Annotated in this window: 11 protein-coding genes and 1 riboswitch; of the genes, 9 read left to right on the top strand and 2 right to left on the bottom strand. The window is 74.6% G+C overall.

Features of this window, described 5'->3' with window-relative positions; translation table 11 throughout:
- Window positions 1-139: 139 nt before the first annotated feature.
- Window positions 140-1,258: an alpha/beta hydrolase gene (locus ACH4F6_RS26470; protein ID WP_397962829.1), complete on the bottom strand. Its 1,119-nt coding sequence runs from the start codon at window positions 1,256-1,258 to the stop codon at window positions 140-142.
- Between the two features lie 82 nt (window positions 1,259-1,340).
- Window positions 1,341-2,051 (bottom strand): class II aldolase/adducin family protein, encoded by a 711-nt coding sequence (locus ACH4F6_RS26465; protein ID WP_397962828.1) that lies wholly within the window; start codon window positions 2,049-2,051, stop codon window positions 1,341-1,343.
- A 339-nt stretch (window positions 2,052-2,390) separates the two neighbouring features.
- Here ACH4F6_RS26465 and ACH4F6_RS26460 point away from each other — a divergent pair, with 339 nt between their 5' ends.
- From ACH4F6_RS26460 to cobI, 9 genes are all read left to right on the top strand, one after another.
- Window positions 2,391-3,608, top strand: coding sequence for an anion permease (locus ACH4F6_RS26460; RefSeq protein ID WP_397962827.1), 1,218 nt, complete (start codon window positions 2,391-2,393; stop codon window positions 3,606-3,608).
- A gap of 34 nt (window positions 3,609-3,642) precedes the next feature.
- Window positions 3,643-3,864: a hypothetical protein gene (locus ACH4F6_RS26455; protein WP_397962826.1), complete on the top strand. Its 222-nt coding sequence runs from the start codon at window positions 3,643-3,645 to the stop codon at window positions 3,862-3,864.
- A gap of 263 nt (window positions 3,865-4,127) precedes the next feature.
- Window positions 4,128-4,202: riboswitch (cobalamin riboswitch) on the top strand.
- Between the two features lie 120 nt (window positions 4,203-4,322).
- Complete coding sequence (locus ACH4F6_RS26450) at window positions 4,323-5,276, top strand: cobalamin biosynthesis protein (protein ID WP_397962825.1); 954 nt, start codon at window positions 4,323-4,325, stop codon at window positions 5,274-5,276.
- The gene (locus tag ACH4F6_RS26445; protein ID WP_397962824.1) at window positions 5,273-6,817 is read left to right on the top strand and encodes a cobyric acid synthase; all 1,545 of its coding nucleotides are present in this window, start codon (window positions 5,273-5,275) and stop codon (window positions 6,815-6,817) included. Before ACH4F6_RS26450 ends, ACH4F6_RS26445 begins: the two co-directional genes overlap by 4 nt.
- Complete coding sequence (gene cobN, locus ACH4F6_RS26440; protein WP_397962823.1) at window positions 6,814-10,470, top strand: cobaltochelatase subunit CobN; 3,657 nt, start codon at window positions 6,814-6,816, stop codon at window positions 10,468-10,470. Before ACH4F6_RS26445 ends, cobN begins: the two co-directional genes overlap by 4 nt.
- Complete coding sequence (locus ACH4F6_RS26435) at window positions 10,467-12,464, top strand: putative cobaltochelatase (protein ID WP_397962822.1); 1,998 nt, start codon at window positions 10,467-10,469, stop codon at window positions 12,462-12,464. The genes cobN and ACH4F6_RS26435 overlap by 4 nt, the downstream gene beginning before the upstream one ends.
- Window positions 12,464-13,063 carry a cob(I)yrinic acid a,c-diamide adenosyltransferase gene (gene cobO / locus ACH4F6_RS26430; RefSeq protein WP_397962821.1) on the top strand — a complete coding sequence of 200 codons (600 nt, stop codon included), beginning with the start codon at window positions 12,464-12,466 and terminating at the stop codon, window positions 13,061-13,063. Before ACH4F6_RS26435 ends, cobO begins: the two co-directional genes overlap by 1 nt.
- Window positions 13,057-14,484 carry a cobyrinate a,c-diamide synthase gene (locus tag ACH4F6_RS26425; RefSeq protein ID WP_397962820.1) on the top strand — a complete coding sequence of 476 codons (1,428 nt, stop codon included), beginning with the start codon at window positions 13,057-13,059 and terminating at the stop codon, window positions 14,482-14,484. Before cobO ends, ACH4F6_RS26425 begins: the two co-directional genes overlap by 7 nt.
- Entirely contained in the window at window positions 14,469-15,233 is a 765-nt protein-coding gene (gene cobI, locus ACH4F6_RS26420) for a precorrin-2 C(20)-methyltransferase (RefSeq protein ID WP_397962819.1), read from the top strand. The genes ACH4F6_RS26425 and cobI overlap by 16 nt, the downstream gene beginning before the upstream one ends.
- Window positions 15,234-15,359 lie beyond the last annotated feature (126 nt).

Raw genomic sequence — 15,359 nt, 5'->3', positions numbered from 1 at the left:
GGTCCGAAAACCCAAACGGAATGTCACGGCGGGCCACCGGACTGGCCAACGCACGGGGCGCGGAGAGGGGCGGGGAGGCGCGATCAGGCCAGTGGTACGGGCTTAAACGGAACCTCCGCGCCCGGTACCGGGGCGTGCGTTACATCAGGGGTGTCAGGAAGCGTCGCAGGGCCTCCTCGTAGGCGTCGGGGTCGGCGTTCCACATGGCGGCGTGGGCCGCCTGGGGGACGGTGTGGAGGGTGACCAGGTCGGGGCGGCTGCCGGCGAGACGGCGGCTGGCCGACCAGGGGGCCACCGCGTCGTCGGGGCCGTGCACGAGGAGGGTCGGGACCCTCAGGTCCGCGGCCTCGTCACGGCGGTCGGCGGTCAGGCCCGTGCGGCCCTGGGCCGCGCGGACAGCCAGGGGCAGCAGCGCGCCCGGCGTGTGGCGGGCGGCGGCGAGGGCGCGCAGGGTCGCCGGCCAGTCGAGGACCGGGGAGTCCAGCACGAGCCCCGAGACGAGGTCGCGCAGGCCCGAGTGGACGGCGGCGCGCAGGACCATGGTGGCGCCGGTGGACCAGCCGAGCAGGACGACGCGTTCGGCGCCGTAGCGGACGGCGTACCGCATCGCCGCGTCCACGTCACGCCATTCGGCCTCGCCGAAGTGGTTCAGGCCGTCCGGGGGGCGGGGCGCTCCGAGGTCTCCGCGGTAGGACAGGGCCAGCACCGGGAAGCGGCGGCGGTGCAGGAAGCCGACGAGGTTCAGGGCCTGCTCCCGGGTGGCGCCCAGGCCGTGCACGGCGATCACCCAGGTGCGGCGGGCGCCGGGGACGAACCAGGCGGGCAGCGGACCGAGCTCGCCGGGGACGTCGACGTCGGCGTGGTCGAGGCCGAGCGCGCCGCTCGGGTTGCCGACGTGCAGGTTGGGCGTGAGCCACACCGCGTCGCCGGCGCTCAGCGTGCCGTGCGTCACCCGTTCCAGGCGGCGGACGACGGTGTCGGCGGAGGGCGGCGCGGTGGTCAGGACGGGGCCGACGACCGCGTGGGAGCCGTCGCCGGAGAGGCCGTAGGTGCCGGGGCGCAGGGTCGCCAGGTCGCGGGTGAGCACGATCTGGCCGGCGGCGGTGGCGTGCACGGTGAGCCGGGGTTCGGTGGGCAGGGGACGGCCGGGCGGCGCCTTGAGGGCGGCGTCGCTGGCGAGCCGGCCGGCGGCGACACCGACGGCGCCGGCGGCCAGGGCTGCGGTGACGGCGGCGGCCGTCGCGGTGACAGTGCGCACCCGTCCAGTGTCCGGTGCCGCGGCCGTCCCGGCCAGTGGTGGGGCGGGGCCGCGCTCGGCCGCGCTCGGGGCGGGGCCGCGCTCAGCTCCGCTGCCCGTATCCCCGCAGCCGCTCCCCCGCCTCGGCCAGCTGTTCGTCGGTCAGCACGGTCGGGGTCCGGCCGGGTACCGACGACGCCGTCAGCCACAGGCGGCACATCCACTCCAGCTGGGCGGTGCGGTCGTAGGCCTGGTCGAGGGTGGTGCCGTGGGTGAGGGTGCCGTGGTTCTGCAGGAGGCAGCCGGAGCGGCCGGCGAGGGCGCGGAGCATGTTCTCGGCCAGCTCGTCGGTGCCGTAGGTCGCGTAGGGGGCGACCCGGACGGGGCCGCCGAGGGCGGCGGTCATGTAGTGGACGGGCGGGAGTTCGGTCACCAGGGTGGAGACCGCCGTGGCGTGCACGGCGTGGGTGTGGACGACGGCGCGGGCGTCGGTGGTCCGGTAGACCGCGAGGTGCATGGGCAGCTCGCTGGTCGGGGCCAGGGTGCCGAGCACCTGCCGGCCGTCGAGGCCGACGCCGGTGATGTCGTCCGGCGCGAGGCGGTCGTAGGGCACGCCGGACGGGGTGACGAGCACGGTGTCGCCGATCCGGACGGAGACGTTGCCGGAGGTGCCGACGACCAGTCCGTCGGCGACGGTGCGGCGGGCCGCCGCCACGAGCGCCTCCCAGGCCCGCCCCGCCTCCTCGCCCGGTGCGCCGTCCGTGCCGTCCGTGCCGTCGCGGAGGTCCCGCTCGTCGTGTCGCTGCTCAGCCATGACGCGATCCTGCCAGGGGTGCGGCCGACGGCGCGGCGCTTCGGGACCGGTGCCCGTCCGGCGCGGGGCGCCGCCCGCCGGACGGCCGTCGTCGAGCCTCCCGCGGAGGAGCGGCGGGAGGGCGGCACGGCGGGTGACCGACATCTCTTCCCCGGCTCCGCGGCCGGGTCCGGGCGGTTCGCCGGGGGCTTTCGGCCGTGCGGCGTCCGGGTCGTCGCGGTGGGGCGGAGCGCGATCCGCCGGACACGGTCATCACGATGCCCGCCCCAGTTCACCTTCCGTTCACTCAGGTTACCTACGTTCATCCAGCCAATGACGCTCGAACGATTGCCTGGGTAAATGGAAAGCTTCTCGCTGATCCTCGCGATTGTGGTCGTGACCGCACTCGCGTTCGATTTCACGAACGGTTTCCACGACACCGCCAACGCGATGGCCACCACCATCACCACCGGTGCACTCAAGCCCAAGGTCGCGGTGGCCATGTCCGCCGTGCTGAACCTTGTGGGCGCCTTCCTCTCCGTGGAGGTCGCCAACACGATCTCCAAGGGTCTCGTCGACGAGACCGGCATCCGTCCCGAGGTCATTTTCGCCGCCCTGGTCGGCGCGATCCTCTGGAACCTGCTGACCTGGCTCGTGGGCCTCCCCTCCAGTTCCTCCCACGCCCTCATGGGCGGCCTGATCGGCGCCACCGTCGCCTCGGCCGGCGTCGGCGCGGTGCACGGCGACGCCCTCGTCACCAAGGTCCTCATCCCCGCGGTCGCGGCCCCGCTGGTCGCGGGCATCGCCGCGATGCTCGCCACCCGCCTGTCGTACGCCCTGGGCAGGAAGGCCGACGGCGAGGCGGCCCAGAAGGGGTACCGCGCCGGGCAGATCGCCTCCGCCGGCCTGGTCTCCCTCGCGCACGGCACGAACGACGCGCAGAAGACGATGGGCATCATCACCCTCGCCCTGGTCGCCGGCGGCGCCGTCGCCCCCGACTCCGACCCGCCCCTGTGGGTGATCCTCTCCGCGGGCCTCGCCATCGCGCTCGGCACCTACCTCGGCGGCTGGCGCATCATCCGCACCATGGGCAAGGGCCTGACCGACCTCCAGCCGCAGCAGGGCTTCGCCGCCCAGACCAGCGCGGCCACCGTCATCCTCGCCTCCTCCCACCTCGGCTTCTCCCTCTCCACCACGCACGCGGTCTCCGGTTCGGTGATGGGTACGGGCCTCGGCCGCAAGGGCGGTGTCGTCCGCTGGTCGACGGCCACCCGCATGTTCGTCGCCTGGGGCCTGACGCTGCCGGCGGCGGCCCTCGTCGGCGCGGTCGCCGAGTACGTCACCGGCTTCGGCGACTGGGGCACGGCCGTCGTCGCCGTCTTCCTCGTCGCCTCCAGCGCGGCGATCTGGAAGATCTCCCGCCGGGAGGTCGTCGACCACACCAACGTCAACCACGACGAGGAGCCGGCCGGTGTCGTGACCACGGCGATCGTCATGGTCACCCCGCCCCCCACGGGCACGGTGCCGGACGACCTCACCGTCGACCAGGCGGCCCCGCCGGCCGCGACCGCCGTCTGAGCCCCGCCCACCCGGTTACGAAGGAAGCATCACCATGAAGATCGACTGGGCAGCCCTGGGCTCCGTCTTCGGCGTCAGCCTCGTGGTCACCGTGGCTCTCGTCGCCCTGTTCACCCTCGGCATCATGGGCCTGTCGCGCCGTGAGCGGGCCGCCGAACAGGGAGATCCGGCCGTGCTCGCGGTGACGGGCGCGTACGCGTGCTTCGCGGCCTGCGCGGCCGCGGTGGCCTACGGGATCTCGCTGATCGTCGCCTGACGCGCACGACACCTGCCGTCCGCCCTGCCGGAGCCGGTCACCGGCCCCGGCAGGGCGGACGCACGTCCGCGTCCGGGCGTCCGACCGGCGCGGGCCGGGTCCGGCGGACGCCCTGGTCGGGGGCTCCCGGACCTGTGGCTGCCACCCGCGCGTCCCCGCGCCGGCGGTGTGGGTTTCTGCACACTCTCCTGTTGCAGGTCAACAGCAAGTTGACGGCCCTTCCGGGCCCGTGGTGGACTTCCGGAGCCATGTACGGCGGCAGGAGAGGAAGCCGGTGCGAATCCGGCGCGGTCCCGCCACTGTCACCGGGGTGGGCACACCCCGGGAGCCAGGAACTCTCACCGCCGGTCTCGTCGAACCAGGGCGTGGACACCCTGAGTGAGGACATACAGCCATGCTCGGCCGCCGTTCGAGGTTCAGCACCCTGTCGTTGCCCGACTCCGCGGTCGGCTGAGCCGATGGGTGCCGATCGCGTTCACGCGTACGGTGCCGCCGCCGGCCTCCTGGGGGACCTGCTCCTCGGCGATCCGCGCCGCGGGCATCCGGTCGCCGTGTTCGGGCGGGCCGCGGCCGGCGTGGAGCGGGTGCTGTGGCGGGACCACCGCGGGTGGGGCGCGCTGCACACCGCCGTGTGCGCCGGGGGCGCCGTGGCGCTGGGGGCCGTCGCCGCACGCGCCGTACGGGCCTCCACGGCCGGCTCCGTCGCCCTCACCGCCGCCGCCACCTGGGCCGTCGTCGGGGGGACCTCCCTCGTGCGGGAGGCCCGGGCCGTCGGGCGGGCCCTGGAGGCGGGCGACGTCGAGGCCGCGCGGGAGCGGCTGCCGCATCTGTGCGGGCGGGATCCGCAGGCCCTGGACGCCGACGGCATCGCCCGCGCCGTCGTGGAGTCCGTCGCCGAGAACACGTCCGACGCCGTCGTCGGGGCGCTGGTGTGGGGGGCCGTGGGCGGGGTGCCGGGGCTGCTCGGGTTCCGGGCCGTCAACACCCTCGACGCCATGGTCGGCCACAAGTCGCCGCGTCACCGGCGGTACGGGTGGGCCTCGGCGCGGCTCGACGACCTCGCCGGGTGGCCGGGGGCCCGACTGACGGCCGTACTGGCCGCCCTCGCGGGGGACGATCCGCGCGGCGCCGTACGGGCGTGGCGGGCCGACGCCCGCCGGCATCCCAGTCCCAACGCCGGGCCGGTGGAGGCCTCCTTCGCGGGCGCCCTCGGGGTGCGGCTGGGCGGGACCCTGTCGTACGGCGGCCGGGTGGAGCACCGGCCCGTGCTGAACGGGGCGGCGGGACGGCCCGTCGTGCCCCACGACATCGAACGCGCCGCACGGCTCTCCCGCCGTGTCGGTCTGCTCGCGCTCGGCGTCACCGTCGCCGCACGCGCGGTCGCCACGAAAGCGAAGGGGCGTACGTCATGAGCGGGGGTCTCCTCGTCGCCGGCACCACCTCCGACGCCGGCAAGAGCGTCGTCACCGCCGGGATCTGCCGGTGGCTGGTGCGCCAGGGCGTGAAGGTGGCGCCCTTCAAGGCGCAGAACATGTCCCTCAACTCGTTCGTGACGAGGGAGGGCGCCGAGATCGGGCGGGCCCAGGCGATGCAGGCGCAGGCCTGCCGGGTCGAGCCGACCGCCCTGATGAATCCCGTGCTGCTCAAGCCCGGGGGCGAACAGAGCAGCCAGGTCGTGCTGATGGGGAAGCCGGTGGGCGAGCTCAGTGCCCGCGGCTACCACGGCGGCCGGCAGCAGCGGCTGCTGGGCACCGTGCTGGAGTGTCTCGAGACGTTGCGGGGCACGTATGACGCGGTGATCTGTGAGGGGGCCGGCAGTCCCGCCGAGATCAATCTGCGGCGGACCGACATCGTCAACATGGGGATCGCCCGGAACGCCGGGCTGCCGGTGCTGGTCGTCGGCGACATCGACCGCGGCGGGGTCTTCGCGTCCTTCTTCGGGACGGTGGCCCTGCTGTCGCCCGAGGACCAGGCGCTCGTCGCCGGGTTCCTCGTCAACAAGTTCCGCGGTGACGTCTCGCTGCTGGAGCCGGGGCTCGAGATGCTGCACGGCCTCACCGGGCGGCGGACGTACGGCGTCCTGCCGTTCCGGCACGGGCTCGGCATCGACGAGGAGGACGGGATGGGGGTCCCCCCGCTCGAGCGAAGCCGAGAGTGGGGGAGGGTGTCCCTGCGCGGGACCGTGCGCGAGTCGGACGTCTCCCCGCCCGTCGGCGAGGACGTGCTGCGGGTCGCCGTCTGCGCGGTCCCGCTGATGTCCAACTTCACCGACGTCGACGCGCTCGCCGCCGAACCCGGGGTCGTGGTGCGGTTCGTGGACCGGCCGGAGGAACTGGCGGACGCCGACCTGGTCGTGGTCCCGGGCACACGCGGGACCGTACGGGCCCTGGAGTGGCTGCGCGAGCGGGGGCTCGCCGAGGCCCTGCGGCGCAGGGCCGCCGAGGGCCGGCCCGTCCTCGGCGTCTGCGGCGGTTTCCAGATCCTCGGCGAGCACATCGAGGACGAGGTCGAGAGCCGGCGGGGGCACGTCGACGGGCTCGGTGTGCTGCCCGTGCGGGTGCGGTTCGCCCGCGAGAAGACCCTCACCCGGCCCGTGGGGGAAGCCCTCGGCGAGCGGGTCGAGGGGTACGAGATCCACCACGGGGTCGCCGACGTGCAGGGGGGCGAACCTTTCCTGGACGGCTGCCGGGTCGGGCAGACCTGGGGCACGCACTGGCACGGCTCGCTGGAGTCGGACGGGTTCCGGCGGGCCTTCCTGCGCGAGGTGGCGGCCGCCGCGGGCCGCCGGTTCGTGCCGGCGGCCGACACCTCCTTCGCCGCGCTGCGCGAGGAGCAGCTCGACCGGCTCGGCGACCTGATCGAACAGCACGCGGACACGGACGCGCTGTGGCGGCTCATCGAGTCGGGCGCGCCGCAAGGACTGCCTTTCATTCCACCGGGAGCGCCCGCATGAGCACAGTGTTGTTGTTGTCGACCGCCGACACCGATCTGCTGGCGGCCCGGGCCGCCACCGGCGCCTCCTACCGGATCGGCAATCCGACCCGGGTGGACGTGGAACGGGACCTGCCCGGGCTCGTCGAGGGCGCCGACATCGCCGTCGTACGGCTGCTCGGCGGCAAGCGGGCCTGGGAGGACGGGCTGGCCGCGCTGAAGGCGTCCGGCGTCCCGACCGTGCTGCTGGGCGGCGAGAGCGTGCCGGACGCGGAGCTGATGGCCGAGTCGTCGGTGCCGGCCGGCGTGGTCGCCGAGGCGCTGAAGTACCTGGTCGAGGGCGGGCCCGACAACCTGACCGAGCTGGCGCGGTTCCTGTCCGACACCGTGCTGCTGACGGGCGAGGGATTCGTCGAGCCGCGGAAGATGCCCGAGTACGGGGTGCACGGGGAGCGTGCCGTCACCGAGGGCCGGCCCACCGTCGGCGTGCTCTTCTACCGGGCCCACGAGCTGAGCGGCAACACCGCGTTCGTGGACACGCTGTGCGACGCGATCGAGGCGCGGGGGGCCGACGCGCTGCCCGTGTACTGCGGTTCGCTGCGCGGGGCGGACGCCGGGCTGTACGAGATCCTCGGCCGGACGGACGCCCTGGTCGCCACGGTGCTCGCGGCCGGCGGCACGCACGCCTCGCAGGCCTCGGCGGGCGGTGACGAGGAGGCGTGGGACATCGGGGCGCTCGCCGAGCTGAACGTCCCGGTGCTGCAAGGGCTCTGTCTGACCTCCTCGCGGCAGGCCTGGGACGAGTCCGACGCCGCCCTCTCCCCCATGGACGCGGCGATGCAGGTCGCGATCCCCGAGTTCGACGGCCGTCTCGTCACCGTCCCGTTCTCCTTCAAGGAGCAGGGCCCCGACGACGTCCCGGTCTACGTCGCCGACCCGGAGCGCGCCGGGCGGGTCGCCGGGATCGCCGTGCGGCACGCGCGGCTGAAGCACAAGGCGAACCGCGACAAGAAGCTCGCCCTCGTCTTCACCGCCTACCCGACCAAGCACTCGCGGGTCGGCAACGCGGTCGGTCTCGACACGCCCGCGTCGGCGGTCCGCGTCCTGGACGCGCTCAAGGAGGCCGGGTACTCGCTCACCGAGTACCCCGACAACGGGGACGAGCTGATCCACCGCCTCATCGAGGCCGGCGGCCACGACGTCGAGTGGCTGACCGAGGAGCAGCTCGCCGCCGCGCCCGCGCGGGTGCCGCTGGCCGACTACCGGGCGTGGTTCGACCGGCTCGACCCGGAGCTCAGGCAGGGCATGCTCGACGCGTGGGGCGAGCCGCCGGGCGGCCTGTACGTCGACGGCGACGACATCGTGCTGGCGTCCCTGCAGTTCGGGAACGTCGTCGTGATGATCCAGCCGCCGCGCGGCTTCGGCGAGAACCCGATCGCGATCTACCACGACCCGGACATGCCGCCGTCGCACCACTACATGGCGGCGTACCGGTGGCTGGAGAACAGCTTCGGCGCGGACGCCGTCGTCCACATGGGCAAGCACGGCACGATGGAGTGGCTGCCCGGCAAGGGGCTCGGGCTCAGCGGCGGCTGCGCCCCCGACGCCGTCCTCGGGGACCTCCCGCTGATCTACCCGTTCATCGTCAACGACCCCGGCGAGGGCACCCAGGCCAAGCGGCGCGGGCACGCCACCGTCGTCGACCACCTGGTGCCGCCGATGGCCCGCGCGGACACGTACGGCGACCTGGCGAAGCTGGAGCAGCTGCTCGACGAGTACGCGCTCGTCTCCGACCTGGACCCGACGAAGGCGCCGGCGGTCCGCGCGCAGATCTGGACGCTGGTGAAGGCGGCGGAGCTCCACCACGACCTGCACGTCGACGAGCAGCCGGACGACGACACGTTCGACGAGTTCGTCATGCACATCGACGGCTACCTGTGCGAGATCAAGGACGTCCAGATCCGCGACGGTCTGCACGTCCTGGGCGGCGGTCCGGTCGGCGAGCCGCGGGTCAACCTCGTGCTGGCCGTGCTGCGCGCCTCGCAGGTGTGGGGCGGGCAGGCGAACGCGCTGCCGGGGCTGCGGGCCTCGCTGGCCCGGCACTTCGGGCTGGTGGAGAAGGACCTGCTGGCCGAGCCGGGCGCGCCGGTGAAGGTGCCGGTGGAGCTGACGGACCTGGTCGAGGGGCCGTCCCGTACGGCGTCCGACGCCGTCGACCTGCTGGAGCAGCTGTGCCGGCGGTTCGCGGAGGGGATGGAGGCACGGGCGTGGGACGTCACGTCGGTGGCGCCCCTGGTCCGTGAGGTGCTGGGCGCCGAACTCCCGGACGCCGTCGCGGTGCTGGAGTTCGCGTGCCGCGAGGTGGTGCCCCGGCTCGCCCGGACGACCGACGAGATCGGTCACATCCTCAAGGCGCTGGACGGCGGTTACGTCCCCGCCGGCCCGTCCGGCTCCCCCACCCGCGGTCTGGTCAACGTCCTGCCGACCGGCCGGAACTTCTACTCCGTCGACCCCAAGGCGATTCCGTCGCGGCTGAGCTGGGAGGTCGGCCAGTCCCTCGCCGACTCGCTGGTGCAGCGGTACCTCCAGGACACCGGCGAGTACCCGAAGTCCGTCGGCCTGACGGTCTGGGGCACCTCGGCCATGCGCACCCAGGGCGACGACATCGCCGAGATCCTGGCGCTGCTGGGCTGCCGTCCGGTGTGGGACGACGCCTCGCGCCGGGTGACCGGCTTCGAGGTGATCCCCCCGGCGGAGCTGGGCCGGCCGCGCATCGACGTCACGGTCCGCATCTCCGGGTTCTTCCGGGACGCGTTCCCGCACGTGGTGGGCCTGATCGACGACGCCGTCCGCAAGGTCGCCGAGCTGGACGAGCCGGCCGAGTCCAACTTCGTGAAGGCGCACGCCGACGAGGACACCGCCGAGCACGGCGACCGGCGGCGCGCGACGGCCCGGATCTTCGGCTCCAAGCCGGGGGCGTACGGCGCCGGTCTGCTGCCGCTGATCGACGCCCGCAACTGGCGCTCCGACGCGGACCTCGCCGAGGTGTACGCGGTGTGGGGCGGCTACGCGTACGGGCGCGGGCTCGACGGGCGGGCGGCGCGCGGGGACATGGAGACGGCGTTCAAGCGGATCGCGGTGGCGGCGAAGAACGTCGACACGCGCGAGCACGACCTCGTCGACGCCGACGACTACTTCCAGTACCACGGCGGCATGGTCGCCATGGTGCGGCACCTGACCGGCGCCAACCCCGAGGCGTACGTGGGGGATTCGGCGACTCCGGACCAGGTGAGGACGAGGACGCTGGGCGAGGAGACCCATCGTGTCTTCCGCGCCCGGGTGGTCAACCCGCGCTGGATGGCGGCGATGCGGCGGCACGGCTACAAGGGCGCGTTCGAGATGGCGGCGACCGTCGACTACCTCTTCGGCTACGACGCCACGGCGGGCGTGGTCGACGACTGGATGTACGAGAAGCTCAGCGCCGAGTACGTCTTCGATCCGGAGAACCGGGACTTCATGAAGAAGTCCAACCCCTGGGCGCTGCGCGGCATCACCGAGCGGCTCCTGGAGGCGGCCGACCGCGGGCTGTGGGCGGAGCCGGACGCGGACACGATCGAGCGGCTGCGGGCCACCTACCTGGAGCTGGAAGGCGACTTGGAGGGCGACGAGAAGTGAGTACCCCGTTCCCGTTCACCGCGGTCGTCGGACAGGACGACCTGCGGCTCGCGCTGCTGCTGAACGCCGTCTCCCCGGCCGTCGGCGGTGTGCTGGTGCGCGGCGAGAAGGGCACCGCGAAGAGCACGGCGGTGCGGGCCCTCTCGGCGCTGCTGCCGGAGGTCGGCGTCGTCGCCGGGTGCCGCTTCTCGTGCGATCCGGCGGCCCCGGACCCGTCCTGCCCGGACGGGCCGCACGAGGCGGGCAGCGGCGTGCGGCGCCCCGCCCGGATGGTCGAACTGCCCGTCGGCGCCTCCGAGGACCGGCTGGTCGGCGCGCTCGACATCGAGCGGGCGCTGGCGGAGGGCGTGAAGGCCTTCGAACCCGGCCTGCTCGCCGACGCGCACCGCGGGATCCTCTACGTCGACGAGGTCAACCTCCTCCACGACCACCTGGTGGACCTGCTGCTGGACGCCGCCGCCATGGGCGCCTCCTACGTCGAGCGCGAGGGCGTCTCCGTGCGGCACGCCGCTCGCTTCCTGCTCGTGGGCACCATGAACCCCGAGGAGGGCGAGCTGCGGCCGCAGCTGCTCGACCGGTTCGGCCTCACGGTCGAGGTGGCCGCCTCCCGTGAGCCCGACCAGCGGGTGGAGGTCGTGCGGCGGCGGCTCGCGTACGACGACGACCCCGCCGGCTTCGCCGCCCGGTGGGCGGACGAGGAGGCCGGCGTACGGGCGCGGATCGTGGCGGCGCGGAAGCTGTTGCCGTCGGTGCGGCTGGGTGACGGCGCGCTGCGGCAGATCGCGGCGACCTGTGCGGCCTTCGAGGTGGACGGCATGCGGGCCGACATCGTGATGGCCCGTACCGCGACCGCGCTGGCCGCCTGGGCCGGGCGGACCGACGTGCTGGCGGAGGACGTGCGGCAGGCGGCGCTGCTGGCGCTGCCGCACCGGCGGCGCCGCAACCCCTTCGACGCGCCGGGGCTGGACGAGGACAAGCTGGACCAGGCCCTGGAGGAGTTCTCCGGCGAGGACGACGAGGATCCCGACCCCGACGGTCCCGGTGGCGGTGGCGGCGGCGGGCAGCCCCCGCGGGGCGACGGCGACCCGCAGGGCGGGGACACCGGCGCGCGCCCCGAGGCCGGTGAGGGCGGGGAGCCGCAGGCGTCCGGCGCCGGGGCGGGCGAGCAGGCCCCGGTGCGGGCCGCCGAGCCGTTCCGCGCCAAGGTGCTCAGCGTTCCCGGCATCGGCGAGGGCGCCGCGGGCCGGCGGTCGCGGGCGCGGACCGAGCACGGACGGACGACCGGTGCGCGGCGGCCGCGGGGCACGCTGACCAAGCTGCACCTGGCGGCGACCGTGCAGGCCGCCGCGCCGCACCAGCGGGCGCGCGGGCGGTCCGGGCCGGGGCTGGTGGTGCGACGGGACGATCTGCGGCAGGCGACCCGGGAGGGGCGCGAAGGGAACCTCGTGCTGTTCGTGGTCGACGCCTCCGGGTCGATGGCGGCCCGGCAGCGGATGAGCGCCGTGAAGGGCGCCGTGCTGTCCCTGCTCCTCGACGCCTACCAGCGGCGGGACAAGGTGGGGCTGGTGACCTTCCGGGGGAAGGACGCGCAGGTCGCCCTGCCGCCGACCTCCTCCGTCGACGCGGCGGCGGCCCGGCTCGAGTCCCTGCCGACGGGCGGGCGGACCCCGCTCGCCGCCGGGCTGCTCAAGGCGCACGACGTGCTGCGGGTGGAGCGGCTGCGGGATCCGGCGCGGCGGGCGCTGGTCGTGGTGGTGACCGACGGGCGGGCCACCGGTGGCCCGGAGCCGGTCGCGCTCGCGGGGCGGGCGGCCCGGCTGTTCGCGGCCGAGGGGATCGCGTCGGTGGTCGTGGACTGCGAGTCGGGGCCCGTGCGGCTGGGGCTCGCCGGACAGCTCGCGGGCGAGCTGGGGGGCACGGCGGTGACGCTGGACGAGCTGCGGGCGGACAGCATCGCCGGACTGGTGAAGGACGTACAGAGGAGGGCCGCGTAATGCCTCAGGGACAGCCGAGTGTGGTGCCCGACGACGGGCTGACCACGCGTCAGCGCCGCAACCGTCCGCTGGTGGTCGTGCACACGGGCATCGGGAAGGGCAAGTCGACCGCCGCCTTCGGGCTCGCCCTGCGCGCCTGGAACCAGGGGTGGCCCATCGGGGTGTTCCAGTTCGTCAAGTCGGCGAAGTGGAAGGTGGGCGAGGAGAACGCGCTGCGCGTGCTCGGCGCCTCCGGCGAGGGCGGGACCGTCGACTGGCACAAGATGGGCGAGGGCTGGTCCTGGGTCCAGCGGGACGCCCAGATGGACAACGAGGAGAAGGCCCGCGAGGGCTGGGAGCAGGTCAAGCGGGACCTGGCGGCCGAGACGTACAAGCTGTACGTGCTCGACGAGTTCGCGTACCCGATGCACTGGGGGTGGGTCGACACCGACGAGGTGATCGACGTGCTGCGCGACCGGCCCGGCACCCAGCACGTGGTGATCACCGGGCGGAACGCGCCCGAGAAGCTCGTCGGCTTCGCCGACCTCGTCACCGACATGTCCAAGGTCAAGCACCCCATGGACGCCGGTCAGAAGGGCCAGAGGGGCATCGAGTGGTGACAGCCGTACCCCGGCTGGTCATCGCCGCGCCCTCCTCGGGCAGCGGCAAGACCACGGTCGCCACGGGGCTGATGGCCGCGTTCGCCGCGCGGGGGCTCGCCGTGTCCCCGCACAAGGTCGGACCGGACTACATCGACCCCGGGTACCACGCGCTCGCCACCGGGCGCGCGGGGCGCAACCTCGACGCGTACCTGTGCGGGCCGGAGCTGGTCGCTCCGCTGTTCCTGCACGGGGCGCGCGGGTGCGACCTCGCCGTCGTCGAGGGGGTGATGGGGCTGTACGACGGGGCGGCCGGCGAGGGGGAACTGGCGTCCACCGCCCATGTCGCCAAGCTGCTGCGGGCGCCGGTGGTGCTCGTCGTGGACGCCTCGTCGCAGTCGCGGTCGGTGGCGGCGCTGGTGCACGGGTTCGCGTCCTGGGACCCGGAGGTGCGGGTCGGGGGCGTGATCCTGAACAAGGTCGGTTCGGACCGGCACGAGGAGCTTTTGCGGGAGGCGCTGGACCAGGCGGGGGTTCCCGTTCTCGGGGTGCTGCGGCGGGCGGCCCAGGTGGACACGCCGTCGCGGCACCTGGGGCTGGTGCCGGTCGCCGAGCGGCGGGCCGACGCGGTGGAGGCCGTCGCCGCGATGGCCGCTCAGGTCGACGCCGGGTGCGATCTGGAGGCCCTGGCCTCGCTGGCGCGCAGTGCGGGGGCGTTGCCGGGTGCGGCCTGGGACGCGGCCGGGGTCCTGGCTCCTTCGCCCCCGCCGGGGGGCTCGGCCCCCTGGACCCCCGATCGGCCCGAGCCGGACGGGGCGGGTGAAGGCGGTCGGGGTTCGACGGTGGTCGTCGCCCTCGCCTCCGGGTCCGCCTTCACCTTCTCCTACGCCGAGCACGCCGAACTGCTCGCCGCCGCCGGCGCCGAGGTCGTCCCCTTCGATCCGCTGCGGGACGAGCGGCTGCCCGAGGGGACGGCCGGGCTGGTGATCGGGGGCGGGTTCCCCGAGGTGTACGCCTCCGAGTTGTCCGCCAACGAGCCGCTCCGCGAGGCGGTCGCCGGGCTCGCCCTCGGCGGCGCTCCCGTCGCCGCCGAGTGCGCCGGGCTGCTCTACCTGTGCCGGGAGCTCGACGGGCAGCCGATGTGCGGGGTGCTGGACGCGACCGCCCGGATGTCCGAGCGGCTCACCCTCGGCTACCGGGACGCCGTGGCCGTGAGCGACAGCGCGCTGGCCGCCGCCGGGACGCGGATGCGGGGGCACGAGTTCCACCGGACCGTCGTCGAGCCGGGGGCGGGGGCGGCTCCCGCGTGGGGGGTGCGCGCCCCTCGGCGGGGCGTCGAGGGTTTCGTGGAACGCGGTGTGCACGCGAGCTATCTGCACACGCACTGGGCGGCCGAGCCCGGTGTGGCCCGTCGGTTCGTGGAGAGGTGCCGGACGTCATGAGCAACAGCAAGCTGATCGGGGTCGGCGTGGGTCCCGGGGATCCGGAGCTGGTGACCGTCAAGGGCGTCAACGCGCTGCGGGCCGCCGAGGTCGTCGTCGTGCCCGTGATGGCCGCGGCCGACGGACAGGACGGCGGGGAGCCGGGGCGGGCCGAGGCGACCGTGCTGCACTACGTGTCGCGGGAGAAGGTCGTCCGGGTCGTGTTCGCGCTCAACGAGCGGGCCGACCGGGCGCGGCGGGAGGCCGCCTGGGACGCGGCCGGGGAACGGGTCGCCCGGTTGCTGAGGGAGCACGGGACCGTCGCCTTCGCGACCATCGGTGACCCGAACGTGTACTCCACCTTCACCTACCTCGCGCAGACCGTCGCCGAACTGGTGCCGGGGACGGCCGTCGAGACCGTCCCCGGGATCACCGCCATGCAGGACCTCGCCGCCCGGTCGGGCGCCGTGCTGACGGAGGGCACCGAGCCGTTGACGCTGGTGCCCGTCACCGCGGGGTCCGCCGTGCTGAAGGACGCGCTGGCCGGTCCGGGGACCGTCGTGGCGTACAAGTTCGGGCGGCAGTCCGCCGAGGTCGCCGAGGCGCTGCGGGAGACCGGGCGGATCGGGGACGCCGTGTGGGGGTCGGCGCTCGGGCTGGCGGAGGAGTCCATCCGGCCCGCCGGCGAACTGGGCGGGGAGCCGCTGCCCTACCTCTCCACGCTCATCGCGCCCCCCCGGCGCGAGGGCGGGCGGGGCGGCAAGCTGTGAGACCGTCCGCGTCACCCGGCCGGGCCCGGCACCGGGTGCCGGCGGTCGGTCACGCGGTGCGCCGCCCGGCCGCCGGCCGACGTCGTCAGGAACGCGCCGAGCGCGACGGGCACCGCCGGCTGCCCT

The sequence above is a fragment of the Streptomyces sp. NPDC017936 genome, from assembly GCF_044328485.1.
Lineage (GTDB): Bacteria > Actinomycetota > Actinomycetes > Streptomycetales > Streptomycetaceae > Streptomyces.
Note: the sequence above shows the minus strand (reverse complement) of the source record. Positions and strands in the feature narration are given on the sequence as shown.

What these genes read in the sequence shown, in the direction of transcription:
- ACH4F6_RS26465 (WP_397962828.1), bottom strand. Translation starts at nt 2,051, where the DNA reads ATGGCTGAGCAGCGACACGACGAGCGGGACCTCCGCGACGGCACGGAC.
- ACH4F6_RS26455 (WP_397962826.1), top strand. Translation starts at nt 3,643, where the DNA reads ATGAAGATCGACTGGGCAGCCCTGGGCTCCGTCTTCGGCGTCAGCCTC.
- cobO (WP_397962821.1), top strand. Translation starts at nt 12,464, where the DNA reads ATGCCTCAGGGACAGCCGAGTGTGGTGCCCGACGACGGGCTGACCACG.
- cobN (WP_397962823.1), top strand. Translation starts at nt 6,814, where the DNA reads ATGAGCACAGTGTTGTTGTTGTCGACCGCCGACACCGATCTGCTGGCG.
- ACH4F6_RS26450 (WP_397962825.1), top strand. Translation starts at nt 4,323, where the DNA reads ATGGGTGCCGATCGCGTTCACGCGTACGGTGCCGCCGCCGGCCTCCTG.
- ACH4F6_RS26445 (WP_397962824.1), top strand. Translation starts at nt 5,273, where the DNA reads ATGAGCGGGGGTCTCCTCGTCGCCGGCACCACCTCCGACGCCGGCAAG.
- ACH4F6_RS26460 (WP_397962827.1), top strand. Translation starts at nt 2,391, where the DNA reads ATGGAAAGCTTCTCGCTGATCCTCGCGATTGTGGTCGTGACCGCACTC.